Annotated in this window: 24 protein-coding genes; 14 read left to right on the forward strand and 10 right to left on the reverse strand. The window is 67.9% G+C overall.

The window, feature by feature from the left end; all coding sequences use genetic code 11:
* Positions 1-53: 53 nt before the first annotated feature.
* Positions 54-1,520 carry a metalloprotease TldD gene (gene tldD / locus H0X90_RS19630; protein ID WP_006489294.1) on the forward strand — a complete coding sequence of 489 codons (1,467 nt, stop codon included), beginning with the start codon at positions 54-56 and terminating at the stop codon, positions 1,518-1,520.
* A gap of 177 nt (positions 1,521-1,697) precedes the next feature.
* Here tldD and H0X90_RS19635 read toward each other — a convergent pair whose 3' ends face one another.
* Complete coding sequence (locus tag H0X90_RS19635; RefSeq protein ID WP_006497499.1) at positions 1,698-1,919, reverse strand: hypothetical protein; 222 nt, start codon at positions 1,917-1,919, stop codon at positions 1,698-1,700.
* Between H0X90_RS19635 and aroG the strand changes: the two genes are divergently transcribed.
* From aroG to H0X90_RS19650, 3 genes are all read left to right on the forward strand, one after another.
* The gene (gene aroG / locus H0X90_RS19640) at positions 1,918-2,991 is read left to right on the forward strand and encodes a 3-deoxy-7-phosphoheptulonate synthase AroG (protein ID WP_006489288.1); all 1,074 of its coding nucleotides are present in this window, start codon (positions 1,918-1,920) and stop codon (positions 2,989-2,991) included. The genes H0X90_RS19635 and aroG overlap by 2 nt on opposite strands.
* 109 nt (positions 2,992-3,100) lie before the next feature.
* Positions 3,101-3,370, forward strand: coding sequence for a type II toxin-antitoxin system Phd/YefM family antitoxin (locus H0X90_RS19645; protein ID WP_006489304.1), 270 nt, complete (start codon positions 3,101-3,103; stop codon positions 3,368-3,370).
* Positions 3,367-3,756, forward strand: a complete 390-nt coding sequence (locus H0X90_RS19650) for a type II toxin-antitoxin system VapC family toxin (RefSeq protein WP_077189446.1) — start codon at positions 3,367-3,369, stop codon at positions 3,754-3,756. Before H0X90_RS19645 ends, H0X90_RS19650 begins: the two co-directional genes overlap by 4 nt.
* A 72-nt stretch (positions 3,757-3,828) precedes the next feature.
* On the opposite strand, the gene hmpA is transcribed toward H0X90_RS19650, so the two are convergent.
* A complete protein-coding gene (hmpA, locus tag H0X90_RS19655; RefSeq protein WP_062884107.1) occupies positions 3,829-5,037 on the reverse strand; it encodes an NO-inducible flavohemoprotein in 1,209 nt (402 codons plus the stop codon).
* A gap of 94 nt (positions 5,038-5,131) precedes the next feature.
* Positions 5,132-5,683 (reverse strand): cob(I)yrinic acid a,c-diamide adenosyltransferase, encoded by a 552-nt coding sequence (locus H0X90_RS19660; protein ID WP_006497500.1) that lies wholly within the window; start codon positions 5,681-5,683, stop codon positions 5,132-5,134.
* 136 nt (positions 5,684-5,819) lie between these two features.
* On the opposite strand from H0X90_RS19660, the gene H0X90_RS19665 reads away from it, so the two are divergent.
* From H0X90_RS19665 to proC, 6 genes are all read left to right on the forward strand, one after another.
* Positions 5,820-7,229 carry an FAD-binding oxidoreductase gene (locus H0X90_RS19665; RefSeq protein WP_077189447.1) on the forward strand — a complete coding sequence of 470 codons (1,410 nt, stop codon included), beginning with the start codon at positions 5,820-5,822 and terminating at the stop codon, positions 7,227-7,229.
* Positions 7,230-7,266: 37 nt separating this feature from the next.
* Positions 7,267-8,760 (forward strand): FAD-linked oxidase C-terminal domain-containing protein, encoded by a 1,494-nt coding sequence (locus tag H0X90_RS19670; RefSeq protein ID WP_006492994.1) that lies wholly within the window; start codon positions 7,267-7,269, stop codon positions 8,758-8,760.
* A gap of 183 nt (positions 8,761-8,943) precedes the next feature.
* Entirely contained in the window at positions 8,944-10,032 is a 1,089-nt protein-coding gene (gene glcE, locus H0X90_RS19675; protein ID WP_006488938.1) for a glycolate oxidase subunit GlcE, read from the forward strand.
* A 7-nt stretch (positions 10,033-10,039) separates the two neighbouring features.
* Positions 10,040-11,266, forward strand: a complete 1,227-nt coding sequence (glcF, locus tag H0X90_RS19680; RefSeq protein ID WP_006488935.1) for a glycolate oxidase subunit GlcF — start codon at positions 10,040-10,042, stop codon at positions 11,264-11,266.
* 128 nt (positions 11,267-11,394) lie between these two features.
* A complete protein-coding gene (locus H0X90_RS19685) occupies positions 11,395-12,093 on the forward strand; it encodes a YggS family pyridoxal phosphate-dependent enzyme (RefSeq protein ID WP_006497504.1) in 699 nt (232 codons plus the stop codon).
* A 53-nt stretch (positions 12,094-12,146) separates the two neighbouring features.
* Entirely contained in the window at positions 12,147-12,959 is an 813-nt protein-coding gene (gene proC, locus H0X90_RS19690) for a pyrroline-5-carboxylate reductase (RefSeq protein ID WP_077189448.1), read from the forward strand.
* 101 nt (positions 12,960-13,060) lie between these two features.
* Here proC and ubiA read toward each other — a convergent pair whose 3' ends face one another.
* The 7 genes from ubiA to recG form a co-directional block, all read right to left on the reverse strand.
* Entirely contained in the window at positions 13,061-13,924 is an 864-nt protein-coding gene (gene ubiA, locus H0X90_RS19695; protein ID WP_034201004.1) for a 4-hydroxybenzoate octaprenyltransferase, read from the reverse strand.
* Positions 13,925-14,131: 207 nt separating this feature from the next.
* A complete protein-coding gene (gene dpsA / locus H0X90_RS19700; RefSeq protein WP_006483665.1) occupies positions 14,132-14,620 on the reverse strand; it encodes a non-specific DNA-binding protein DpsA in 489 nt (162 codons plus the stop codon).
* Between the two features lie 138 nt (positions 14,621-14,758).
* The gene (locus tag H0X90_RS19705; protein ID WP_006483662.1) at positions 14,759-14,929 is read right to left on the reverse strand and encodes a hypothetical protein; all 171 of its coding nucleotides are present in this window, start codon (positions 14,927-14,929) and stop codon (positions 14,759-14,761) included.
* Positions 14,930-15,039: 110 nt separating this feature from the next.
* The gene (gene katG, locus H0X90_RS19710) at positions 15,040-17,226 is read right to left on the reverse strand and encodes a catalase/peroxidase HPI (protein WP_077055952.1); all 2,187 of its coding nucleotides are present in this window, start codon (positions 17,224-17,226) and stop codon (positions 15,040-15,042) included.
* Positions 17,227-17,327: 101 nt separating this feature from the next.
* Positions 17,328-17,456 (reverse strand): hypothetical protein, encoded by a 129-nt coding sequence (locus H0X90_RS36040; RefSeq protein ID WP_006483667.1) that lies wholly within the window; start codon positions 17,454-17,456, stop codon positions 17,328-17,330.
* A 394-nt stretch (positions 17,457-17,850) separates the two neighbouring features.
* Positions 17,851-18,810, reverse strand: coding sequence for a LysR substrate-binding domain-containing protein (locus H0X90_RS19715; protein ID WP_006483664.1), 960 nt, complete (start codon positions 18,808-18,810; stop codon positions 17,851-17,853).
* Between the two features lie 146 nt (positions 18,811-18,956).
* Positions 18,957-21,269: an ATP-dependent DNA helicase RecG gene (gene recG, locus H0X90_RS19720; RefSeq protein WP_034201006.1), complete on the reverse strand. Its 2,313-nt coding sequence runs from the start codon at positions 21,267-21,269 to the stop codon at positions 18,957-18,959.
* A 167-nt stretch (positions 21,270-21,436) separates the two neighbouring features.
* Here recG and queA point away from each other — a divergent pair, with 167 nt between their 5' ends.
* The 4 genes from queA (at position 21,437) to secD (ending at position 26,494) form a co-directional block, all read left to right on the forward strand.
* Complete coding sequence (gene queA, locus H0X90_RS19725) at positions 21,437-22,504, forward strand: tRNA preQ1(34) S-adenosylmethionine ribosyltransferase-isomerase QueA (protein WP_006482460.1); 1,068 nt, start codon at positions 21,437-21,439, stop codon at positions 22,502-22,504.
* A 117-nt stretch (positions 22,505-22,621) separates the two neighbouring features.
* Complete coding sequence (gene tgt, locus H0X90_RS19730) at positions 22,622-23,809, forward strand: tRNA guanosine(34) transglycosylase Tgt (protein ID WP_006497510.1); 1,188 nt, start codon at positions 22,622-22,624, stop codon at positions 23,807-23,809.
* Between the two features lie 233 nt (positions 23,810-24,042).
* On the forward strand, positions 24,043-24,366 hold the full coding sequence (gene yajC, locus H0X90_RS19735; RefSeq protein ID WP_006476868.1) for a preprotein translocase subunit YajC: 324 nt from the start codon (positions 24,043-24,045) through the stop codon (positions 24,364-24,366).
* Positions 24,367-24,472: 106 nt separating this feature from the next.
* Positions 24,473-26,494 carry a protein translocase subunit SecD gene (gene secD / locus H0X90_RS19740; RefSeq protein WP_006482461.1) on the forward strand — a complete coding sequence of 674 codons (2,022 nt, stop codon included), beginning with the start codon at positions 24,473-24,475 and terminating at the stop codon, positions 26,492-26,494.

Consider the following 26,494-nt stretch of genomic DNA (forward strand, 5'->3'; position numbering starts at 1 on the left):
CACCCATCTGCCCGGCAGCACCCGACAACTTTTTGAGAAACCCCGATATCCGCATGAACATCATCGAACCCGGCATCCGCAACCTCGCGCTGGCGAAGGACATCCTGCTCACGCCGTACGGCCTCGACGAAAGCCTGCTCACGCGCACGATCGCCGACATCTTCACGCATCGCGTCGACTACGCGGACCTGTACTTCCAGGCGACCCGCAGCGAAGCGTGGAGCCTCGAGGAAGGCATCGTCAAATCGGGCAGCTTCAGCATCGACCAGGGCGTCGGCGTGCGCGCGGTCGCGGGCGACCGCACCGCGTTCGCGTACTCGGACGACCTGTCGCCCGAAGCGATCGCGCAAGCCGCCGCCGCCACCAAGGCGATCGCGGCGGCCGGCGGCGGCCGCCAGAAGATCAAGGCAGCCACGTCGCTGACGGGCATCTCGGGCCGCGACCTGTACCTGCCGTCCGACCCGCTCGCGTCGCTCGACGCGACGGCCAAGGTCAAGCTGCTCGAACGCATCGAGCAGATGGCGCGCGGGCGCGATCCGCGCATCACGCAGGTGATGGCGGGCCTCGCCGGCGAATACGACGTCGTGCTGGTCGCACGCAGCGACGGCGCACTCGCGGCCGACATCCGCCCGCTCGTACGCGTGTCGGTGACGGTGATCGCCGAGCAGAACGGCCGTCGCGAGATCGGCTCGGGCGGCGGCGGCGGCCGCTTCGACTACGGCTACTTCACCGACGACGTGCTGTCGCGCTACGTCGACGACGCCGTGCACGCGGCGCTCGTCAACCTCGATGCACGTCCCGCGCCGGCCGGCGCGATGACGGTCGTGCTCGGGCCGGGCTGGCCGGGCGTGCTGCTGCACGAGGCGATCGGCCACGGCCTCGAAGGCGACTTCAACCGCAAGGGCTCGTCCGCGTTCGCGGGCCGGATCGGCGAGCAGGTCGCCGCGAAGGGCGTGACGGTGGTCGACGACGGCACGCTGCCGAACCGCCGCGGCTCGCTGAACATCGACGACGAGGGCAACCCGACGCAGTGCACGACGCTGATCGAGGACGGCATCCTGAAGGGCTACATCCAGGACACGCTGAACGCGCGCCTGATGAAGATGCCGGTCACGGGCAACGCGCGGCGCGAGTCGTACGCGGCGCTGCCGATGCCGCGCATGACGAACACCTACATGCTGAACGGCGACAAGGATCCGCAAGAAATCATCGCGTCGGTGAAGAACGGCCTGTACGCGGTGAACTTCGGCGGCGGCCAGGTCGACATCACGAACGGCAAGTTCGTGTTCTCGGCGTCCGAGGCGTACATGATCGAGAACGGCAAGATCACCTACCCGGTGAAGGGCGCGACGCTGATCGGCAGCGGCCCGGAATCGCTGAAGTACGTGAGCATGATCGGCAACGACATGTCGCTCGACACGGGCGTCGGCGTATGCGGCAAGGAAGGCCAGAGCGTGCCGGTCGGCGTCGGCCAGCCGACCCTGCGGATCGACAAGATGACGGTCGGCGGTACGGCATAACCGCATCGCGGCGCAGACAATCCGCGCAGTTTGACGAAAACGCGCGGATTGTCCGCATTTTCGACGGTTCCCGGTTGCCAGCCGGACGGGGACGGGGTATAAATTCCGAATCAACTTTTTTGACGAGCCGAATTTCCGTCATGTCCGCCAAGTTTTACTTTTACTTTTTTTGGTATCTCAGACCGCTGGCGGATCGAGAGGGTTGATGGCGCGTAAAGCGCAACCGAAATTCCCGAAAAAACCGCCGGCGAACCCGGCGGTTTTTTTTCGCCCTTCGCCAGCCGGTCGCCGCCGCAGCCGTTCAGCAGCCCCGACCGACACCACTGAATCGCCCGAATCGATGAATCTGCCGCACGCCCACTGACCGAACGGCGCCCGGAAAATGAGGAGAAACAGCATGCCCCCGCACAACACCGACGACGTCCGCATCCGCGAACTCAAGGAACTGACGCCGCCCGCCCACCTGATCCGCGAATTCGCGTGCTCCGAAGCCGCGTCCGAGCTGATCTACCACTCGCGCCAGTCGATGCACCGCATCCTGCACGGGATGGACGACCGGCTGATCGTCGTGATCGGGCCGTGCTCGATCCATGACACGAAGGCGGCGATCGAATACGCGGGCCGGCTCGTGAAGGAACGCGAGCGCTTCAAGGGCGAACTCGAAATCGTGATGCGCGTGTACTTCGAGAAGCCGCGCACGACGGTCGGCTGGAAGGGGCTCATCAACGATCCGCACCTCGACAATAGCTTCAAGATCAACGAAGGGCTGCGCACCGCGCGCGAGCTGCTGCTGCAGATCAACGAAATGGGGCTGCCGGCAGCAACCGAATACCTCGACATGATCAGCCCGCAGTACATCGCCGACCTGATCTCGTGGGGCGCGATCGGCGCGCGCACGACCGAGTCGCAGGTGCACCGCGAACTCGCGTCGGGGCTGTCGTGCCCGGTCGGCTTCAAGAACGGCACCGACGGCAACGTGAAGATCGCGGTCGACGCGATCAAGGCCGCGTCGCAGCCGCACCATTTCCTGTCGGTGACGAAGGGCGGCCATTCGGCGATCGTGTCGACGGCCGGCAACGAGGACTGCCACGTGATCCTGCGCGGCGGCAAGGCGCCGAACTACGACGCGGACAGCGTGAATGCCGCGTGCGCGGACATCGGCAAGGCCGGCCTCGCCGCGCGTCTGATGATCGACGCGAGCCATGCGAACAGCTCGAAGAAGCACGAGAACCAGATTCCCGTGTGCGCCGACATCGGCCGCCAGGTCGCGGCCGGCGACGAACGCATCGTCGGCGTGATGATCGAGTCGCACCTGGTCGAGGGCCGTCAGGACCTGAAGGAAGGCTGCGCGCTGACCTACGGCCAGAGCATCACCGACGCGTGCATCGCGTGGGACGACAGCGTGAAGGTGCTCGAAGGCCTCGCGGAATCGGTGAAGGCGCGCCGCGTCGCGCGCGGCAGCGGCAACTGAAGGACGCGTACGGCCTCGCCTGGCGGCAGATTGGCCACCCGGCCAGCCTGCGGTCGGCGCGTCGCCCTGCCAGACTAGCTAACACTACCTAGCTAATCAGAGGCCGACCATGCCGACCGTCAACATGCACGATGCCAAGTCGCGGCTTTCGAGCCTCGTCGAAGCGCTTGAATTGGGGCGGGAGTCCGAAGTCGTGATCGCCCGCAATGGGCATCCGGTCGCCCGGATCGTTCCTTACGCCGCGCCGAAGCGGATCGGCGCAGCCCGTCAGCTGCTGGCCGGATTGAATATCCCGACAAGCGTCGACGCATTCAATGCCGGCGATGAATCGATCGCCGCCGACTTCGATGCCAGCTCGGATCACGGGCTCGCGCCGTGAAGCTGCTGCCCGACACGCACATCGCGCTCTGGGCGGCTGAAGGCGCACCGCAACTGTCGGCAACCGCGGCCGCGTTGATCGAACATCCCGAAAACACGCTGTACGTCAGCGCCGCATCAATTTGGGAAATCGCGATCAAGTACCGCACAGGCAATCTGCCCGTCCATCCGAGAGATGCACGTTCGGCCTTTCGGCTTGCGGGTTTTGCGGAGTTGCCGATCAGCAGCGATCACGTCGAAGGCGTCGCCGTACTGCCCGACTTTCCGGATCATGCCGATCCATTCGACCGCATGATGGTCGCGCAGGCACTCCATGAAGGGATACCGCTGATCAGCGCCGATGCCAAGGTGTGGCGCTATCACCCCACCTTGATGCTGCGCGCCTGACGCGCCATCCGCAACGAAGAAGCCCGGCTCGCGCCGGGCTTTTTTATTGGCCGGAGACCATCGGTGCGCGCATCACTCGAGCGCGCCCGAACCGAAGATCTCGGTATTCACGCGCTCCGGCGCGACGCCCAGCGCGACGAGCGCGTCGCGCTGGGCCTTCATGAACGCGACCGGCCCGCAGATGTAGTAATCGGCGTCCGCCACCAGCGCGTACTGCTGCACGCGCTCCGGCGTGAGGCGCCCTTCGAGGTCGTGGTCGATGCCGACGCGATCGTTCGGGCCGACCAGTTCGTACAGCACCGTGCGCTTCACGTTCGCGTGCTCGCCGACGGTGTCGTTCAGCCAGTCGCGGAACGCGTGCACCGCGCCCGAACGGCAGGCGTGGATGAACCGCACGTCGCGCGGGCTGCCCGCCGCGATCAGCGCCGACGCCATCGACATCATCGGCGTGATGCCGACGCCGCCCGAGATCAGCACGACCGGCGTATCCACGTCGCGCTTCAGCGAAAAGTCGCCCATCGGCGCGGTGACTTCGACGATCGCGCCCTCTTCGACGCCATCGTGCATCAGCGTCGACACCTTGCCGGCCGGAATCGCTTCCGGCTTGCCGGCCTCGCGCTTCACCGAGATGCGCAGCCACTGGCCGTGCGGCGCATCGGACAGGCTGTACTGGCGCGGCTGGTCGACGCCGAGCTCGCCGACGAAGCGCTTCACCGTGACGTACTGGCCCGGCTCGAACGTCGGCGCTTCGCCGCCGTCGGCGGGCGTCAGGTAGAACGACGTGATCTCGTCGCTTTCACGCACCTTGCGCGCGACCTTGAACGGACGGAAGCCGCTCCACGCGGCGTTCGCGTACAGATCGGCCTCGGCGCCGATCATGATCTGCGCGAGCTGGCCGTATGCGACGCGCCAGGCTTCGAGCGTGTCGGCATCGACCGCGTCGCCGAGCACCTCGACGATCGATGCGAGCAGGTTCTCGCCGACGATCGGGTAATGCTCGGGGCGGATGTTCAGGCTCGCGTGCTTGTGCGAGATGCGCGACACCGCGCCGCCCAGCGCGCCGAGGTTGTCGATGTTCGCCGCATACGCGTAGACGGCCTTCGCGAGCGTCTCGGGCTGGCTGCCGGTCTTCTGGTGCGTCTGGTTGAACAGGTTCTTCAGTTCCGGATGACGCGCGAACATGCGCTGGTAGAAGTGCTTCGTGATCGTCGCGCCGTGCTCGGCGAGGACGGGGGCGGTGGCCTTCACACGGGCCATCTGGTCAGCGGTGATGTGGGTCATGTTCGTTCTCCGTTAAACATGCACAAACAATACATGTTTAAAAACGGACGTCCCCCGGGCAAATTGTCGCAGTGCGCAAAAACGCGACGGCGGGCTAGCGGACGCGCCCGCGCTCCCACAGCACGTCGGCGCCGCCGCCCGCGCGGTTCAGCACGCGCGCCAGCACGAACAGCAGGTCGGACAGCCGGTTCACGTACCGCCGCGGTGCGTCATTGAGCGTGTCGCTACGCCCGAGCGCGACGATCGAGCGCTCCGCACGGCGGCACACGGTGCGGCAGACGTGCGCGAGCGACGCCGCGCGCGAGCCGGCCGGCAGGATGAATTCCTTCAGCGGCGGCAGCGTCGCGTTGTAGTCGGCGAGCCATTGGTCGAGCCGGGCGAGATGCGTGTCGTCGAGCACCGCGTGGCCGGGAATGCACAGCTCGCCGCCGAGATCGAACAGGTCGTGCTGGATCGTGACGAGCGCCGTGCGGACGTCGTCCGGCAGCGTCTCGGCCAGCAGCACGCCGAGATTCGAGTTCAGTTCGTCGACGTCGCCGATCGCGGCGATCCGCGCGTCGTCCTTGCCGATGCGCCGCCCGTCGCCGAGGCCGGTGGTGCCGTCGTCGCCCGTGCGCGTCGCGATCTTGCTCAAGCGGTTGCCCATGCGAATGTCCTCTCGTGCGCGGCCGCCACGCGGCCCGGTTGGCTGGAACGCGATTATCGCAGCCCGCGGCGGCAGGCGCAGCGGACGTTACAGCGTAGAATGGGCCGACAGTTCGACAAGCAGTCAGGAGACATTCGTGAATCACCCTGCCCCGCCGGCCGCCACGCGCCGCCCGCTGCCCCCCGCCATGCTCGATGCACTGCGCGCCGCCTTCGGCGAGCGCGTGTCGACCGCCGACGCGGTCCGCGCCCATCACGGCCGCGACGAATCCCCGTTCGATCCGCAACTGCCCGACGCCGTCGTGTTCGCGCACGGCACCGACGACGTGCGCGAGGTCGTGTCGCTGTGCTCGCTCTACAGCGTGCCGCTGATTCCGTACGGCGCCGGCTCGTCGCTCGAAGGCCACCTGCTCGCGGTGCGCGGCGGCGTGTCGCTCGACCTGTCCGAAATGAACCGCGTGCTGTCGATCAACGCCGAAGACCTGACCGTGACGGTCGAGCCGGGCATCACGCGCAAGGCGCTCAACGAAGCGCTGCGCGACACCGGCCTGTTCTTCCCGATCGATCCGGGCGCCGACGCCAGCATCGGCGGGATGACCGCGACCCGCGCATCGGGCACCAACGCCGTACGCTACGGCACGATGCGCGAGAACGTGCTCGGCCTGACCGCGGTGCTCGCGGACGGCCGCGTGGTGAAAACCGGCTCGCGCGCGCGCAAGTCGTCGGCCGGCTACGACCTCACGCGCCTGTTCGTCGGGTCCGAAGGCACGCTCGGCGTGATCACCGAGATCACGCTGCGCCTGCACCCGCTGCCCGAGGCCGTGTCGGCCGCGATCTGTACGTTCCCGACGATGGGCGACGCGGTGCGCACGGTGATCGAGACGATCCAGATCGGCGTGCCGATCGCGCGCGTCGAATTCGTCGATGCGCTCGCGGTGCGCTCGATCAACCGTCACTCGAACCTGACGCTGACCGAGGCGCCGACGCTGTTCTTCGAGTTCCATGGCACCGATGCCGGCGTGAAGGAACAGGCCGAACTCGTGCAGGCGCTCGCCGGCCAGAACGCCGGCCAGGGCTTCGAATGGGCGACCCGTCCCGAGGATCGCACGCGGCTCTGGTCCGCACGCCACAACGCGTACTTCGCGATGCTGCAGTTGAAGCCCGGCTGCCGCGCGGTGACGACCGACGTGTGCGTGCCGATCTCGCAGCTCGCCGCGTGCGTCGAGGAAACCGAGGTCGACCTGCGCGCGTCGTCGCTGCCCTGCCCGATCGTCGGCCACGTCGGCGACGGCAATTTCCACGTCGCGATCCTGATCGATCCCGACAAGCCCGAGGAACTCGCCGAAGCCGAACACATCAACGACCGGATCGTCGAGCGCGCGCTGCGCCTGGGCGGCACCTGCACGGGCGAGCACGGCGTCGGGCTGCACAAGATGCGCTTCCTGCCGAAGGAGCACGGCGACAACGCGATCGACACGATGCGCGCGATCAAGCTCGCGCTCGATCCACGCAACCTGATGAATCCGGGCAAGATTTTCACGTGCTGACCGGCGGCGCGAGCTCGCGCCTCACGCAGGAGACTTCATGAACGCTCCCGTCGAACTGTCGAGCGCCGCACGCGCGCAGCGCCAGCGCGAAGTCGTGCAGGCGCTGATGGCCGTGCTGCCGACGCACTGCCTGCTGTACCGCGACGAGGACACGGCGCCGTACGAATGCGACGGCCTGTCCGCGTACCGCCGGCTGCCGCTCGCGGTCGCGCTGCCCGAGACGGAATCGCAAGTGCAGCGGATCGTGCAGATCTGCCGCCGCATGGAAGTGCCGATCGTGCCGCGCGGCGCCGGCACGAGCCTGTCGGGCGGCGCGCTGCCGATCGCGCTCGGCGTCGTGCTGTCGCTCGCGCGCTTCACGCGCATCGTCGAAGTCGACCCGTACGCGCGCACGGCGACCGTGCAGCCCGGCGTGCGCAACCTCGCGATCTCGGAAGCGGCCGCGCCGTACGGCCTGTATTACGCGCCCGATCCGTCGTCGCAGATCGCGTGCACGATCGGCGGCAACGTCGCGGAAAACTCCGGCGGCGTCCACTGCCTGAAATACGGGCTGACCGTGCACAACGTGATGCGCGTGCGCGCGGTGACGATCGACGGCGAGGTCGTCGAATTCGGCTCGCTCGCGCTCGACATGCCGGGCCTCGACCTGCTCGCGGTGATGATCGGCAGCGAAGGGATGTTCGCGATCGTCACCGAGGTCACGGTGCGGCTGATCCCCAAGCCGCAGACCGCGCAGCTCGTGATGGCGAGCTTCGACGACGTCGTCAAGGGCGGCGAGGCGGTGGCAGCGATCATCGCGTCGGGCATCATCCCGGCCGGGCTCGAGATGATGGACAAGCCGGCCACGCAGGCCGTCGAGGCGTTCACGCACGCGGGCTACGACCTCGACGCGAAGGCGATCCTGCTGTGCGAATCGGACGGCACGCCGGAAGAAGTCGCCGAGGAAATCGTGCGGATGACGGCCGTGCTGCGCGAACACGGCGCGACGCGCATCCAGGTGTCGCGCAACGAACATGAACGGCTGCGCTTCTGGTCCGGCCGCAAGAACGCGTTCCCGGCCGCCGGGCGCATTTCCGCCGATTACTACTGCATGGACGGCACCGTGCCGCGCCGCGCGATCGGCCCGCTGCTCGCGCGCATCGAGCAGCTCGAAACGCGCTACGGGCTGCGCTGCATCAACGTGTTCCATGCGGGCGACGGCAACATGCATCCGCTGATCCTGTACAACGCGAACGATCCGGACGAGCTGCACCGCGCCGAGCAGTTCGGCGCGGAAATCCTCGAATGCTGCGTGGAATTCGGCGGCAGCGTGACGGGCGAGCACGGTGTCGGCATCGAAAAACTCAATTCGATGTGCGTGCAGTTCTCGCCGCAGGAGCGCGACGCGTTCTTCGCGGTCAAGCGCGCGTTCGATCCGGCCGGGCTGCTGAACCCGGACAAGGGCATCCCGACCCGTGCGCGCTGCGCGGAATACGGTCGCCAGCACGTGCGCGGCGGGCTGCTGCCACGCCCCGACCTGCCGCGCTTCTGAGCGGCGTGCGGGCCGTGGCCCGCACCGGTGGCCGCGGTCCGCGGGTCTGCCGCGCCCGCGCGGCGCGTTCGCGCGCCGGCGCGAGCCTGCCGCACGCGATACGGGGCTTAGGGATAGTCGCGATGTGGAATCGCGCCACCCCGGTACAATCGACCGGACAACGAGACGAGAAAGCAACGGAACATGGAAGAGGACGACATCGTCGCCGGATGGGCCGAGCGCATCCGCGCCGCCAGTGCCGACGGCCGGCCGCTGCGGATTCGCGGCGGCGGCACCAAGGACTGGTACGGCCAGGCGCTCGAGGGCGAAATACTCGACACGCGCGCGTTTCAGGGCGTCGTGTCGTACGACCCGGCCGAACTCGTCGTCACGGTCCGCGCGGGCACGCCGCTCGCGCAGCTTGAAACCGTCCTCGCCGAGTGCGGCCAGATGCTGCCGTTCGAACCGCCGCATTTCGGGCGCGCGGCCACCGTCGGCGGCTGCGTCGCAGCCGGTCTCGCGGGCCCGCGCCGCGCCACCTGCGGCGCTCCGCGCGATTTCGTGCTCGGCACTACGCTGATGAACGGCCGCGGCGAGATGCTGCGCTTCGGCGGGCAGGTGGTGAAGAACGTCGCCGGCTACGACGTGTCGCGGCTGATGGCCGGCGCGCTCGGTACGCTCGGGCTGATGCTCGACCTGTCGATCAAGGTGCTGCCGATGCCCGTCGCCGAAGTCACGCTGAAGTTCGAGATGACCGCGACCGACGCGGTGCGCAAGCTCAACGAATGGGGCGGCCATCCGCTGCCGGTCAGCGCGAGCGCGTGGCGCAACGGCACGCTCGTGCTGCGCCTGTCGGGCGCGGAAGCCGCCGTCAAATCCGCGAAAACGCTGCTCGGCGGCGAAGTCGTCGACGCGGTCGAGGCCGAGCGCTTCTGGTCCGGTCTGCGCGAGCACACCGACCCGTTCTTCAACGGCATCCCGCCCGGCTACGCGCTGTGGCGCCTGTCGCTGCCGTCGATCACCGAACCGATGCACCTGCCGGGCACCCAGTTGATGGAATGGGGCGGCGCGCAGCGCTGGTGGATCACCGACGCCGACGCGCAAACCGTGCGCATGAGCGCGAAGCAGGCCGGCGGCCATGCGACGCTGTTCCGCGCGGGCGACACCTACGACCGCAGCGCGGGCGTGTTCACGCCGCTGCCGGCGCCGATGATGAAGATCCACCGCGGGCTGAAAAGCGCGTTCGATCCCGCCCGCATCTTCAATCGCGGCCGGCTTTACCCTGAGCTCTGAGGGCTGGATGCAAACGAATCTCGCCGATTTCATCCGCAATACGCCCGACGGCGACGAGGCCGACGCGATCCTGCGCAAGTGCGTGCACTGCGGGTTCTGCACCGCGACCTGCCCGACCTATCAACTGCTCGGCGACGAACTCGACGGCCCGCGCGGCCGCATCTACCTGATCAAGCAGATGGTCGAAGGCGCGGCCGTCACGCGCAGCACGCAACAGCATCTCGACCGCTGCCTCACGTGCCGCAGTTGCGAGACGACCTGCCCGTCCGGCGTCCAGTACGGCCGGCTCGTCGAGATCGGCCGCAAGCACGTCGAGGCGCAGGTGGAGCGCCCCGCGCAGCAGCGGCTGATGCGCCGCGTGCTCGCGAGCGTCGTGCCGAACGCCGCGCTGTTCTCGCCGATGATGCGGCTCGGCCAGCACGTGCGGCCGCTGCTGCCGAAGCGGCTGCGCGACAAGGTGCCGCCGCGCACGCGGCTGCTCGAATGGCCGCACCGCACGCATCCGCGCAAGATGCTGATGCTCGGCGGCTGCGTGCAGCCGTCCATGCTGCCGAACATCAACATCGCGACCGCGCGCGTGCTGGACGCGCTCGGCATCGAGACGGTCGTCGCGCCGGACGCGGGCTGCTGCGGCGCGATCCGCCTGCATCTGAACTATCACGACGAAGCGCTCGACGACGCACGTCGCAACATCGACGCGTGGTGGCCCCACGTCGAACAGGGCGCCGAGGCGATCGTGATGAACGCGTCGGGCTGCGGCGCGACGGTGCTCGAGTACGCGCACCTGCTGCGCGACGATCCGGCCTACGCGGAGAAGGCGCAGCGCATCGTGTCGCTGACGCGCGACATCTCCGACGTGCTGCTCGCGTTCGAGGCCGAACTCGCGACGATCGCGCGGCGCCGCGCGATCCATACGGTCGCCTACCACCCGCCGTGCACGCTGCAGCACGGTCAACAATCGCGCGGCAAGGTCGAGCGCCTGCTGGAGACGCTCGGCATCGACGTGCGGCTGCCGGCCGACAGCCACCTGTGCTGCGGCTCGGCCGGCACCTACTCGCTGACGCAGCCGTCGCTGTCGTACCGGTTGCGCAAGCAGAAGCTGCTGAAGCTCCAGGCGCTCGAGCCGCAGATGATCGTGTCCGGCAACGTCGGCTGCATCGCGCACCTGCAAAGCGGCACGCAGGTGCCGGTCGCCCACTGGGTCCAGCTCGTCGAGCATCTGCTGTACGGCTAGGGGCTGTTCGCGCTCGTAACGGGCGCGCGCGGCGTCCGTATAATGAGCGGATCGATGCGCCGCGGATCGCGACGCATCGGCTTCATGCCCGCTTCCGTGCCGCTCCCGTGCCTGCTTCCGTGCCCGTCATGTCCGATCTCGCCGCCCGTCTCGACTCCGTTCACCGCCGCATCGCCGACGCCGCCCGCGCGGCCGGCCGCGATCCCGCCACCGTCGCGCTGCTCGCCGTGTCGAAGACGTTTCCGGCCGACGACGTGCGCGCCGCGCATGCGGCCGGCCAACGCGCCTTCGGCGAAAACTACGTGCAGGAATCGATCGACAAGATCGACGCGCTCGCCGACCTGCGCGCGAGCCTCGAATGGCATTTCATCGGCCCGCTGCAATCGAACAAGACGCGCCCCGTCGCCGAGCGCTTCGACTGGGTCCATTCGGTCGACCGGCTGAAGATCGCGCAGCGCCTGTCGGAACAGCGCCCCGCGCACCTGCCGCCGCTCAACGTGTGCGTGCAGGTGAACATCAGCGGCGAGGCGTCGAAGAGCGGCGTCGCGCCGGCCGACGTGGCCGAAGTCGCGCGGGCGGTCGCCGCGCTGCCGTCGCTGCGGCTGCGCGGCCTGATGGCGATTCCCGAACCGGCCGACGACCCCGACGCGCAACGCGCGCCGCATCGCGCGCTGCGCGCGTTGTTCGACACGTTGCGCGCCGACGGCCTGCCGCTCGACACGCTGTCGATGGGCATGTCCGCCGATCTCGATGCCGCCGTGCTCGAAGGCGCGACGATCGTGCGCGTCGGCACCGCGATCTTCGGCGCGCGCGATTACTCGCACTGAACGCCGCGCCCTTTTCCGCCTTTCCGTTCACTCACTCGCTCATTCCCGACATCATGAAAATCGCATTCATCGGCGGCGGCAACATGGCCGCGGCCCTGATCGGCGGCCTGATCAAGCGCGGCGTCGCCGCGGACGGCCTGTATGCCATCGACGTCAACGAAGAAGTCCGCGCGCGCGCGGCACAGCAATTCGGCGTGCACACCGGCGCGGCGATCGACGCGACGCTCGCCGATTACGACGCGATCGTGCTCGCGGTGAAGCCGCAGGTGCTGCACGACGTCGCGCAGGCGCTGGCGCCGCACCTGAAGTCGCAGCTCGTGATCAGCATCGCGGCCGGCATCCGCGGCACGGATGTCGCCCGCTGGCTCGGCGGCTACGCGCGCGTCGTGCGCACGATGCCGAACACGCCGGCGCTGGTCGGCATGGGCGTGACGGGCCTGGCCGCGCTGCCGGGCGTCGACGCCGCCGGCCGCGAACTCGCGTCGAACGTGCTCGGCGCGGTCGGCGAGATCGTGTGGTTCGACGACGAAGCGCAGCTCGATGCGGTCACCGCGATTTCGGGCAGCGGCCCCGCGTACGTGTTCTATTTCATCGAAGCGCTGCAGGAAGCCGCGCGCCGCCTCGGCATGAACGACGAGCAGGGCCGCGCGCTCGCGGTCGCGACGTTCACCGGCGCCGCGCAACTGGCCGCGCAGTCGGGCGAGCCGGCCAGCGTGCTGCGCGAACGCGTGACGTCGAAGGGCGGCACGACGGCCGCCGCGCTCGCGGCGTTCGACGCGCAGGGCGTGAAGGACGCGATCGTGCGCGGCGCGCTCGCGGCCGAAGCACGCGCGAAGGAAATGGGCGACGAGCTCGGCCGCGCGTAAGCGTGACGGCGGCACCGGTCATGCCGGCGCCGGATGTAAAAAAAGCGACCGTCAGGTCGCTTTTTCGTTGGCGCCGCGAGAAAAAGCGCGCGGTGTGTCGTTCAGTTGCCCGCCAGCAGGTAATGCGCGGCGATGCCCGCGAACAGCACGCCGCCCAGCCAGTTGTTGTGGCGGAACGCCGCGAAGCACGGCATCCGTTCGCGGTCCTTGATCAGCGTGTAGTGATACAACGCGCAGCCGAGCGCCGCCGCCCAGCCCACCCAGTACGCGGGACCGAAGCCGAGCGTCACGCCGATCCACACGTAGATGCCGAGCGTCATCGCGTAGCACGCCATCACGGCCGCGACGTCGAAACGGCCGAACGTCAGCGCGGACGTGCGGATGCCGATCTTGATGTCGTCGTCGCGATCGACCATCGCATATTCGGTGTCGTACGCGACCGACCAGAAGATGTTCGCGACCAGCATCACCCACGCCAGCATCGGCACCGTATCCTGCACGGCCGCGAACGCCATCGGGATGCCGAAGCCGAACGCGATGCCGAGATACGCCTGCGGAATCGCGAAGAAGCGCTTCATGAACGGATAGGAGCCGGCGACGAACAGCGCGACGACCGACAATTGTTTCGTCAGCGTATTGAGCGGCAGGATCAGCAAAAACGCGATGAACGACAGCCCGACCGCGATCGCGACGGCTTCCCATGCGTGGATCTTGCCGGACGTCAGCGGCCGGTCGGCCGTGCGCTTCACGTGACGGTCGAAATCGCGGTCGGCGTAGTCGTTCATCGCGCAGCCGGCCGAGCGCATCAGCAGCGTGCCGAGCGTGAAGATCACGAGCAGCGGCCAGCGCGGGTGGCCGTCCGACGCGATCCACAGCGCGTTGAGCGTCGGCCACAGCAGCAGCAGGCTGCCGATCGGCTTGTCCATCCGGACGAGCCGCAGATACAGGGGAAAGCGGGCAAGCATGGCGAAGCACCGGGAAGAGAATCCCGGCATTTTAGAGCCGAGCGGTGCTTCGCGTCATGTCGGCGCGCCGCGCGGCCGGTGACCGCAGCGGGCCGGCGGGCCGCCGCGACCCGCTACGCGCGGCCACGCAGCGGCGCGCATCAATCCGGGGACAGATGCAAAGCCGCTCAGAAGCAGGCCGGCCTGCCGTCCCCGGCCGCGTGCGGCTTACGCGAGCAGCGACCGCAGCATCCATGCGGTCTTTTCATGCGTCTGCAGGCGCTGGGTCAGCAGGTCCGCGGTCGGCTCGTCGCTCGCCGCATCGGCGATGGGGAAGATTTCACGCGCGGTGCGCACGACCGCCTCGTGCCCTTCGACGAGCTGACGGATCATTTCCTCGGCGGCCGGCACGCCCTTCGCTTCCGGCACCGACGACAGTTTCGCGAACTCGCCGAACGTACCGGGCGCGACGACGCCCAGCGTGCGAATGCGTTCCGCGACGGAATCGACCGCGAGCCATAGTTCGTTGTACTGCTCCTCGAACATCAGGTGCAGTGTGTTGAACATCGGTCCGGTCACGTTCCAGTGGAAATTGTGGGTCTTCAGGTACAACGAAAACGTATCGGCGAGCAGGCGCGACAGGCCGTCCGCGATGTTCTTGCGGTCCTTGTCGCTGATACCGATGTTGATCTGCGTGGCGTTGCCTTTCTTGGCCATCTTCGGGACTCCTCATTCGAAATGTTGAACCGGCGAAAATGCGTCGAGCAATCCGCATGCCGCGTCGCGCGGCATCCGTTCGCGACTCGCCAGTCTAGCGTCGCGAAATCGTCGCTGCCCTCGCTGCCATCGTTGTCGTCAGCCGCCTGCGGCCGACACGACCGGCGCGAGCGCGTGCAGCGCCTGTGAGACCAGCTCCACCGCCCCGCCGACGACGATCGCGAAGCCGACGGCGTAGCGCGCCAGTTCGACCGGCGAGCGCAGAATGGGCGACGCGGCGGCACGCATGTTGAGCATCATTTGCGTCATGGTCACTCCTTCGACAAGACATCGTTCAGAGAAGAAACGGCCGGTCGTTCGACCGGCCGTTTCAGGTTACTGCATCACTGCTTTACTGCATCACCGCATCACGGCCAGGTTCATGCGAGGTCGAAGCGGTCGAGGTTCATCACCTTGTTCCAGGCGGCGACGAAGTCGCGCACGAACTTCTCCTGCGCATCCGCGCTGCCGTACACCTCGGCCAGCGCGCGCAGTTGCGAGTGCGAGCCGAAGATCAGGTCGACGCGCGTGCCCGTCCACTTGACCGCGCCCGTCGCGCGATCGCGCCCTTCGAACACGTCGTTCGCGGCCGACACCGGCTTCCATTCCGTGCGCATGTCGAGCAGGTTCGCGAAGAAGTCGTTCGACAGCGTGCCCGGACGATCGGTGAACACGCCGTGCTTCGAGTCGCCGACGTTCGCGCCGAGCACGCGCAAGCCGCCGACCAGCACGGTCATCTCCGGCGCCGTCAACGTCAGCAGTTGCGCCTTGTCGACCAGCAGCGCCTCTGCCGGCGTCTTGTACGGGTGCTTCAGGTAGTTGCGGAACCCGTCGGCGAGCGGCTCGAGCACGGCCATCGCGTCGACGTCGGTTTCTTCCTGCGACGCATCCATCCGGCCCGGCGCGAACGGCACCGTGATCGCGACGCCCGCGTTCTTCGCCGCCTGCTCGACGCCGGCCGCACCGGCCAGCACGATCAGGTCGGCCAGCGACACCTTCTTGCCGCCCGTCTGCGCATCGTTGAACGCCTTCTGCACGCCTTCGAGCGCTTCGAGTACCGCCGCGAGCGCCGCCGGCTGGTTCACTTCCCAGTCCTTCTGCGGCGCGAGGCGGATGCGCGCGCCGTTCGCGCCACCGCGCTTGTCCGACCCGCGGAACGTCGCCGCGGACGCCCAGGCGGTCGACACGAGCTGCGACACCGACAGGCCCGTGGCCAGCACCTTCGCCTTCAGCGCGGCGACGTCGGCGTCGTCGATCAGCGGATGATCGACGGCCGGGATCGGGTCCTGCCACAGCAGGTGTTCCGCCGGCACTTCCGGGCCGAGGTAGCGCGAGCGCGGACCCATGTCACGGTGCGTCAGCTTGAACCACGCACGTGCGAATGCGTCGGCGAATTCGGCCGGGTTCTCGTAGAAGCGGCGCGAGATCTTTTCGTAGGCCGGGTCGAAACGCAGCGACAGGTCGGTCGTCAGCATCGTCGGGCGATGCTTCTTCGACGCGTCGTACGCATCGGGAATCACCTCGTCCGCATCCTTCGCGACCCACTGGTGCGCGCCGGCCGGGCTCTTCGTGAGCTCCCACTCGTAGCTGAACAGGTGCTTGAAGAAGTCGTTGCTCCACTTCGTCGGCGTCGAGGTCCACGTGACTTCGAGGCCGCTCGTGATCGTGTCCTTGCCCTTGCCGGTGCCGAAGGTGCTCTTCCAGCCGAGCCCCTGCTCCTCGAGGCCCGCGGCTTCCGGCTCGGGGCCGACGTTCGAGGCCGGGCCGGCGCCGTGCGTCTTGCCGAACGTGTGACCGCCCGCGATCAGCGCGACGGTTTCCTCGTCGTTCATCGCCATCCGCGCGAACGTCTCGCGGATGTCGTGCGCGGCGGCGACCGGGTCGGGGTTGCCGTCCGGACCTTCCGGGTTCACGTAGATCAGGCCCATCTGCACCGCGGCGAGCGGGCTTTCGAGCTCGCGCTTGCCCGTGTAGCGGCTGTTCGGGCCGCCGCTCAGTTCCAGCCAGATCTTTTCCGAGCCCCAGTAGACGTCGTCCGGTTCCCACGTGTCGACGCGGCCGCCGGCATAGCCGAACGTCTTGAAGCCCATCGATTCGAGCGCAACGTTGCCGGTCAGGATCAGCAGGTCGGCCCACGAGATGTTGCGGCCGTACTTCTGCTTGATCGGCCACAGCAGGCGACGCGCCTTGTCGAGGCTCACGTTGTCCGGCCAGCTGTTGAGCGGCGCGAAGCGCTGCTGCCCGCCGCCCGCGCCGCCACGGCCGTCGGCCGTGCGGTACGTGCCCGCGCTATGCCACGCCATGCGCACGAACAGGCCGCCGTAGTGGCCGAAGTCGGCCGGCCACCAGTCCTGCGACGTCGTCATCAGCGCGTGCAGGTCCTGCTTCACCGCGGCGAGATCCAGCTTCTTGAACGCCTCGGCGTAGTCGAAATCCGGGTCCATCGGATCGGACAGCGCCGAATGCCGATGCAGGACGTTGAGGTTCAGCTGATTCGGCCACCAGTCCTTGTTCGTCGTGCCGCTGCCTGCGGTGTGGTTGAACGGGCACTTGGTTTCGTTCGACATGCTTTTTCTCCTTTACTTGCTCGTAGGCCCCCACGTGCCGGGCGCGGTTCGTGGAGCATTGCGGGGGGTAAGAAACGGAACAGGCGGCTTCTCCTGTCGTACTACGGGATGTCGTGCGCGGCCTTCGGCACGCGTTCCCGCTGCAACGCGCCGCAGGCGGGGCGCTCGGGGACGCGGCGGCCGGCAGTCGTCATGCCGGCGCGGCGGGTGGTTTTTCGTGTATCGGACATGCAATGCTCCCTCATGGCTTGACGGCGGGTGAATCGGGGGAACACAGAACCGGTGCGCGGCGGCACTCATCCGCCATACACACGGTCCGCCAGGTACGCGAACGCAATCGGACGCAGGCCGCGAACCGCCGCCCTGGCGCGATGTACGACCATGTCGCGCGACGGGATGTTCCGTTGCGCGTGCTGCAATACCGACCGCATCATGACATCCTCCTTTGACGTTTGCATTCAACGTGCATCCCGCACGTCGGCTACGACGCCGATCCATGTAGAGGATTGTATCTGCATCTATCAATTATTTGAATTTGATAAATTTCATCTATGCGATAGGGAAAAATAAACGGGGCCGCAAGGCCCCGTTCATCATGCCGCCACACCCGCATGCGCGGGTGCGTCAATTCATCGTGGCCGGCATGTCGAGCTTCGCGACGCCGGGCAGCTCGCAGGCAGAGATGGCGTCGCTGATCGCGTCGATCGCGGGCATCCGCGTGAAGCTCTTGCGCCATACGAGCACCACACGCCGATCGGGCACCGGTTCGTTGAACGGCACGTACGACAGCAGTTCGGCATCGGGACCGTTCGCGCGCGGGCCGATCTCGGCGACCGACATTCGCGGCAGCACCGTGATGCCGACGCCGCTCGCGACCATGTGGCGAATGGTTTCGAGCGACGAGCCCTCGAAGGTCTTCTGGATGCCGTCGGCCGTCTGCGAGAAGCGCATCAGTTCCGGACACACGCCGAGCACGTGATCGCGGAAGCAGTGGCCGTTGCCGAGCAGCAGCATGGTTTCCTGCTTCAGGTCCTCGGCGTCGATCTCGTCGCGCTTCTCCCACGGGTGGCCCGCCGGCAGCGCGACGACGAACGGCTCGTCGTACAGCGGCCGCACCATCAGGCCGGTTTCGGGGAACGGCAGCGCCATGATCGCGGCGTCGATCTCGCCCTGCTTCAGCAGTTCGAGCAGCTTCAGCGTGTAGTTCTCCTGCAGCATCAGCGGCATCTGCGGGACACGCTGGATCATCTGCTTGACGAGCGTCGGCAGCAGGTACGGCCCGATCGTGTAGATCACGCCGAGGCGGAACGGGCCGACGAGCGGGTCCTTGCCCTGCTTCGCGATCTCCTTGATCGCGAAGGTCTGCTCCAGCACGCGCTGCGCCTGGGTGACGATCTGGTCGCCGATCGGCGTCACGCTCACTTCGCTCGCGCCGCGCTCGAAAATCTGCACGTTGAGCTCGTCTTCAAGCTTCTTGATCGCCACCGAGAGCGTCGGCTGGCTCACGAAGCACGCTTCGGCCGCGCGGCCGAAATGCCGCTCGCGCGCAACCGCGACGATGTATTTCAATTCAGTCAGCGTCATTGTGGGTCAATCAGAGATATACAGGCGATAGGTTTAATTTATACACCTGTTGGCACCGGTTCGCCAAGTTTCTCTGCATCGCGAGGCGTCGATTGGCGTCGATTGGCGTCGATCGGCGGCTTTCGATCCGGCCCCGAGCCGCTCGATCAGGCCTTCAGGTACTGTTCGCGCGCGCCGAGCCAGCGCGCGAGATGCTGCGTGACGACCTCCGGGTACGCGGCAATCAGCCGCGCCGCGGCCTCGCGGGCCGGGTCGATCAGCCAGCCGTCGGTCTCGAGGTTCGCGAAACGCAGCATCGCCGCGCCCGACTGGCGCGCGCCGAGGAATTCGCCCGGGCCGCGGATTTCGAGGTCGCGCCGCGCGATCTCGAAGCCGTCGGTCGTCTCGCGCATCGTCTTCAGCCGCTCGCGGCCGGTGAGCGACAGCGGCCCGCTGTACAGCAGCACGCACACCGACGCCGCGGTGCCGCGCCCGACCCGGCCGCGCAGCTGGTGCAACTGCGCGAGGCCGAAACGTTCCGCGTGCTCGATCACCATCAGCGACGCGTTCGGCACGTCGACGCCCACCTCGATCACCGTCGTCGCGACCAGCAGCTGCACTTCGTTGCGCGTGAACGCCTCCATCACGGCCGCCTTGTCGGCCGGCGACAGCCGGCCGTGCACGAGCCCGACCTTAAGCTCGGGCAGCGCCGCGGCCAGCGTCTCGTAGGTTTCGACGGCCGTCTGCAGCTGCAGCGTCTCGCTCTCCTCGATCAGCGGGCACACCCAGTACACCTGACGCCCGGTGAGCGCGGCCTCGCGCACGCGGGCGATCACCTCGTCGCGCCGCGCGTCGCCGACGACGCGCGTCAGCACCGGCGTGCGGCCGGGCGGCAACTCGTCGATCGTCGACACTTCGAGATCCGCGTAGTACGTCATCGCGAGCGTGCGCGGAATCGGCGTGGCCGACATCATCAGCTGGTGCGGCTGAAAGTCGCGCGCGCCGTTGGCCGCGTTCGCGGCCTTCGCGCGCAGCGCGAGACGCTGCTCGACGCCGAAGCGGTGCTGCTCGTCGACGATCACGAGGCCGAGCCGCGCGAATTCGACCGTGTCCTGGATGATCGCGTGCGTACCGATCACGAGCTGCGCGGTGCCGAGCGCGGCCGCCTCGATCGCCGCGCGCTTCTCCTTCGCCTTCAGGCTGCCCGCGAGCCACGCGACCGTGACGCCGAGCGGCTCGAGCCATGCGCGCAGCTTGCGCGCGTGCTGTTCCGCGAGGATTTCGGTGGGCGCCATCAGCGCGGCCTGGTAGCCGGCGTCGATCGCCTGCGTGGCGGCCAGCGCCGCGACGACCGTCTTGCCGCTGCCGACGTCGCCCTGCAGCAGCCGCTGCATCGGGTGCGCGAGCGTGAGGTCGTGCGCGATCTCGTCGACGACGCGCGCCTGCGCGCCCGTCAGCGTGAACGGCAGCGCCGCGTAAAGGCGCGTGGTCAGCGCGTCGGCATCGCGCGCGGTGCGGCGCGGCATCGCGGGCGCGGCGCGCGTGCGGCGCTCCTCGTGCGCACGCTTGAGCGACAGCTGCTGCGCGAGCAGTTCCTCGAACTTGATGCGCGTCCACGCCGGATGCGAGCCGTCCATCAGCGCGGCTTCGTCGGAATCGACGCGCGGGTGGTGCAGGATGCGCACCGCCTGCTCGAGCGTCGGCACGTCGAGCGGCTTCAGGTAATCGCGCTGGATCTCCGGCGGCAGCAGTTCGGGCAGCGGCGTGCGCTCGACCGCGTTCTCGATCGCCTTGCGCAGATACGCCTGCGACACGCCGGCCGTGCTCGGGTAGACGGGCGTGAGCACCTGCGGCAACGGCGCATCCGCTTCGACGACGCGCACGGCCGGATGCACCATCTCCATCCCGAAAAAGCCGCCGCGCACGTCGCCGCGCACGCGCAGCCGCTGGCCGACGGCCATCTGCTTGACCTGCGACCCGTAGAAATTCAGGAAGCGCAGCACGAGCTGCTCGCCGTCGTCGTCCCGGATCTTCACGACGAGCTGGCGGCGCGGCCGGTACGCGACCTCGTTGTCGAACACGACGCCTTCGGTCTGCGCGATGCCGCCCGGCAACAACTCGCCGATCGGCGTGAGCGTGGTCTCGTCCTCGTAGCGCATCGGCAGATGCAGCACGAGATCGATCGAACGCGTGAGCCCGAGCTTCGCGAGCTTGTCGGCGGTCTTCACCGGCTTGTCGGCGGCCGGCTTCTTCTTGCGCTTCGCACCGGCCGCGCCTGCCTCGTCGCTCGCGGCGGCGCCGTCGGCGTCGGGCGCGGCGGCCGCGGGCTGCGCGAGCCGGCCGTCGGCGCCGCGCTTCGGGCCGGCGCGACGCGTACCGGAGCCCGATGCGAACGGCGCGGGCGACGCGGCATCGTCCGCGTCGAACGGATCGGCGGAATCGGCAACGGCGGCGGGAGAACGGCGTGGTGACACAGGCATCGGATCGTCTGGGTGCTTCGCAAGGCAAGTACAATAGCGGCTTTCACGTCGTCCGAACGAACGACGCCGGCCAGGCCGCGCATCCCGTCATCATAGCGGCTCGCGCGCCCCGATTACGCGTTTCCGCCCTGCCGGCGACGCCCGCCGGCCGCTTCGAACCAGCCCGCATGTTCACGCTTTCCGATTTCGATTTCAATCTGCCGCCCGAGCTGATTGCACAAACCGCGCTGCCCGATCGCACCGCGAGCCGCCTGCTCGAGGTCGACCGCAGCGTCGAGCCCGCACGCCTCGTCGACCGCCATTTCGCCGAATTGCCGTCGTGCATCGCGCCCGGCGACCTGCTCGTGTTCAACGATACCAAGGTGCTGAAGGCGCGTTTCTTCGGCCAGAAGGCCAGCGGCGGCAAGATCGAGGTGCTGATCGAGCGCGTGACCGGGACGCACACGGCGCTCGCGCAGATCCGCGCGAGCAAGTCGCCGGGCGCCGGCACGACGCTGCGCCTGGCCGACGCGTTCGACGTGACGGTCGGCGAGCGCGTCGAGCCGTTCTTCACGCTGCACTTTCCCGCGCCGTGCCTCGACCTGATCGAGCAGTACGGCCGCCTGCCGCTGCCGCCGTATATCGAGCACGATCCCGATGCGACCGACGAGACGCGCTACCAGACCGTCTATGCGAGCAACCCGGGCGCGGTCGCCGCGCCGACGGCCGGGCTCCATTTCGACCAGCCGCTGCTGGAGCAGCTCGACGCGCTGGGCGTCGAGCGCGCGACGCTCACGCTGCACGTCGGCGCCGGCACGTTCCAGCCGGTGCGCGTCGACAACATCGCCGAGCACAAGATGCACAGCGAGTGGTACGACCTGCCGCAGTCGCTCGTCGACAAGATCGCCGCGACCCGCGCGCGCGGCGGCAACGTGATCGCGGTCGGCACGACGTCGATGCGCGCGCTCGAAGCCGCGGCGCGCTCGGCCGACGAAGCCGGCCGCCCGCTCGCGGCGACGCAGGCCGAGACCGACATCTTCATCACGCCCGGCTACCGTTTCCGCGTGGTCGACCGGCTCGTGACGAACTTCCACCTGCCGAAATCGACGCTGCTGATGCTGGTGTCCGCGTTCGCGGGCGTCGAGACGATCCGCGCCGCGTACCGGCACGCGATCGAAGAACGCTACCGGTTCTTCAGCTACGGCGACGCGATGCTGCTCACGCGGCGCGACACGCCGGAGGCGCCGGGCGCGTAAGCTCCGCGGGCGGCTCGTCCGCCTGGTGCGTCACCCGTTTTTTCACCGCCGCCGGGCTTCCCGGCGGCGTTTCCAACATGCGCCGGACTGTTTTCCGGTAGCGAGGAGCACGACACGATGACCGAAGGTTCATCCCACGATACGCACGCCCCCGTGCAGGACCGCCCGGCCAACGGGCTCGAATTCGAACTGCTGACGACCGACGGCCACGCGCGCCGCGGCCGCGTGAAGCTCAACCACGGCACGGTCGAAACGCCGATCTTCATGCCGGTCGGCACGTACGGCACCGTGAAGGCGATCCAGCCGCGCGAGCTGCACGAGATCAAGGCCCAGATCATCCTCGGCAACACGTTCCACCTGTGGCTGCGCCCGGGCCTCGACACGATCGACGCGCACGGCGGCCTGCACGGCTTCATGGGCTGGAACAAGCCGATCCTGACCGACTCGGGCGGCTTCCAGGTGTTCTCGCTCGGCGACCTGCGCAAGATCACCGAGGACGGCGTCACGTTCGCGTCGCCGATCAACGGCGACAAGCTGTTCCTGTCGCCGGAAGTGTCGATGCAGATCCAGAAGGTGCTGAACTCCGACGTGGTGATGCAGTTCGACGAATGCACGCCGTACGCGACCAACGGCGTGCCGACGACGCACCAGGAAGCGGCCGACTCGATGCGCATGTCGCTGCGCTGGGCGAAACGCTCGCTCGACGAGTTCAACCGGCTCGGCAACCCGAACGCGCTGTTCGGGATCGTCCAGGGCGGGATGTTCGAGGACCTGCGCGACGAATCGCTCGCGGGCCTCGCGGAACTCGGTTTCCACGGCCTCGCGATCGGCGGGCTGTCGGTCGGCGAGCCGAAGGAAGACATGATGCGCGTGCTGCGCCACGTGGGCCCGAAGCTGCCGGCCAACAAGCCGCACTACCTGATGGGCGTCGGCACGCCGGAGGACCTGGTCGAAGGCGTCGCGAACGGCGTCGACATGTTCGACTGCGTGATGCCGACCCGCAACGCGCGCAACGGCTGGCTGTTCACGCGCTTCGGCGACGTGAAGATCCGCAACGCGACGCACAAGAACTCGCTGAAGCCGCTCGATTCGACCTGCACCTGCTACACGTGCCAGAACTTCTCGCGCGGCTACCTGCATCACCTGCACCGGGTCGGCGAAATCCTCGGCGCGCAGCTGAACACGATCCACAACCTGCACTACTACCTGCAGCTGATGAGCGAGATCCGCGAGGCAATCGAGACGCACACGTTCGACGCATTCCGGCAACGCTTCGCGGAGGATCGCGCGAGAGGGGTCGACTGACGGGCCGGCGGCCCGCATCGCGGCCAGTCACATAGGACGTGTACTAATTGGCCTGATCAAATCACCGGTCGCGACCGCCAAACATTACAATTACCTTTCCAAACAAGTCGCAACGGTGTCGGTTGGCGATTTAACAGCTTGATCCGAAAGCGCATTTGCCGATCCGTCTGCGCATGGGGCCGGTGGTAGAATAACCGGCTTATTTTTCGATCTTCCCCTACGGAGAGACCAACGTGCCGTTCATTTCCAATGCCTTCGCGCAAGGTGCCGGTGGCGCCGAATCGAGCCTGATGAGCTTCCTGCCGCTCATCCTGATGTTCGCGGTGCTGTACTTCATCATGATCCGTCCGCAGATGAAGCGTCAGAAGGAACACCGCAACATGCTCGCGGCCATGGCGAAGGGCGACGAAGTCGTCACGAGCGGCGGCCTCGTCGGCAAGGTGACGAAGGTCACCGAAGGCTACATCGGCGTCGAAATCGCCGAAGGCACCGAAATCACCGTGCAGAAGGCTGCCGTCACGACCATTCTGCCGAAGGGCACGATCAAGTCGCTGTAAGGCTTTCACCGAGCGTCCGGCTCCCCGCGCCGTGCCCGCCTGAGAGAGCGGGCCGCCGCGGCGCCGGACGCGACGCTTTCACGCCAACCACCCGTTCGGCCCCCTCATGAATCGTTATCCACTCTGGAAATATGTCGTGATGGTCGTGGCGCTCGCCATCGGCCTTCTGTACACATTGCCCAACTTCTTCGGCGAAGCGCCGGCGGTGCAGGTGTCGAGCGGCAAGGCCACGGTCAAGCTCGACTCGACCACGCTGACCCAGGTCGAATCGGCGCTCGCATCCGCGCAGATCAAGCCGGACGACGTCACCTTCGAGAACACGGCGACCAACGCGAACATCCGCGTGCGCCTGAAGGACACCGATACGCAGCTGCGCGTCAAGGACCTGCTGCAGAAGTCGCTGAACGCCGACCCGAACGATCCGCAGTACGTCGTCGCACTGAACCTGCAGAGCGCGTCGCCGCGCTGGCTGACCGCCCTGCACGCGCTGCCGATGTATCTCGGCCTCGACCTGCGCGGCGGTGTGCACTTCCTGCTCCAGGTCGACATGACGGGCGCGCTCACCAAGAAGCTCGACTCCGACGCCTCCGACGCGCGCTCGCTGCTGCGCGACAAGAACATCCGCGACGGCGGCGTGAGCCGCGTCGAGCAGTCCGTGGTCGTCAACTTCAGCGATGCGCAGACGGCGGAAGACGCCCGCAAGGTGCTCGCCGCGTCGATCACCGAGCTGCAATGGGCGACCCAGCCCGGCGGCGGCGGCACGCAGGTGGTCGGCACGTTTACGCCGGCCGTGCAGAAGGCCGTCGAGGACGCCGCGCTCAAGCAGAACCTGACGACGCTCCACAACCGCGTGAACGAACTCGGCGTGTCCGAGCCGATCCTGCAGCAGCAAGGCAGCGACCGCATCGTCGTCGAACTGCCGGGCGTGCAGGACACCGCGAAGGCGAAGGACATCATCGGCCGCACCGCGACGCTCGAGGCGCGCCTCGCCGACCCGATCAACACGCACCCGAACCCGAACGACCCCGTGCCGCCGGGCGAGGAGCTGTTCACGCAGGGCATCCAGGCGCCCGTGCTGCTGAAGAAGGACGTGATCTTCACCGGCGACCGCATCATCGACGCATCGGCCGGTTTCGACGAACACCAGCGTCCGTCGGTCAACATCCGCCTCGATTCGGCGGGCGGCCGCGCGGTGCGCACGGTGTCGCGCGACAACATCGGCAAGCCGATGGCGATGGTGCTGTTCGAGAAGGGCAAGGGCGAAGTGCTGACGGTCGCGACGATCCAGTCCGAACTCGGCGACCGCTTCCAGATCACGGGCCAGCCGACGCCGCAGGCCGCGGCCGACCTCGCGCTGCTGCTGCGCGCCGGTTCGCTCGCCGCACCGATGGACATCATCGAGGAACGCACGATCGGCCCGAGCCTCGGCGCCGACAACATCAAGATGGGCGTGCACTCGGTGATCTGGGGCTTCTGTGCGATCGCCGTGTTCATGATCGCGTACTACATGCTGTTCGGCGTGGTGTCGGTGATCGGCCTGTCGGTGAACCTGCTGCTGCTCGTCGCCGTGCTGTCGCTGATGCAGGCGACGCTGACGCTGCCGGGTATCGCGGCCATCGCGCTCGCGCTCGGTATGGCGATCGACTCGAACGTGCTGATCAACGAGCGCGTGCGTGAAGAACTGCGCGCCGGCCAGCCGCCGCAGCTCGCGATCCAGGCCGGCTACGCACACGCGTGGGCGACGATTCTCGACTCGAACGTCACGACGCTGATCGCCGGCCTCGCGCTGCTCGCGTTCGGCTCGGGCCCGGTTCGCGCGTTCGCGATCGTGCACTGCCTCGGTATCCTGACGTCGATGTTCTCCGCGGTGTTCTTCTCGCGCGGGATCGTCAACCTCTGGTACGGCGGCCGCAAGAAGCTGAAGTCGCTCGCGATCGGCCAGGTGTGGAAGCCGGAAGGCGCCGCTGCCGCCGCGTCGTTCACCGACGCGGACGAATCGACCGACACCGCGCGCGCCGCGAAGCTCGCCGCCCCGGCGAAGGGCAACGCGCCGCGCGCCGGCAAGCCGCAGCTGCGCAACCGCGCGCAGCAAGGCGTGTCGCCGAAGAAACCGGGCTCGACCCAATAA

The organism is Burkholderia sp. 9775_39, assembly GCF_015712225.1.
Lineage (GTDB): Bacteria > Pseudomonadota > Gammaproteobacteria > Burkholderiales > Burkholderiaceae > Burkholderia > Burkholderia cenocepacia.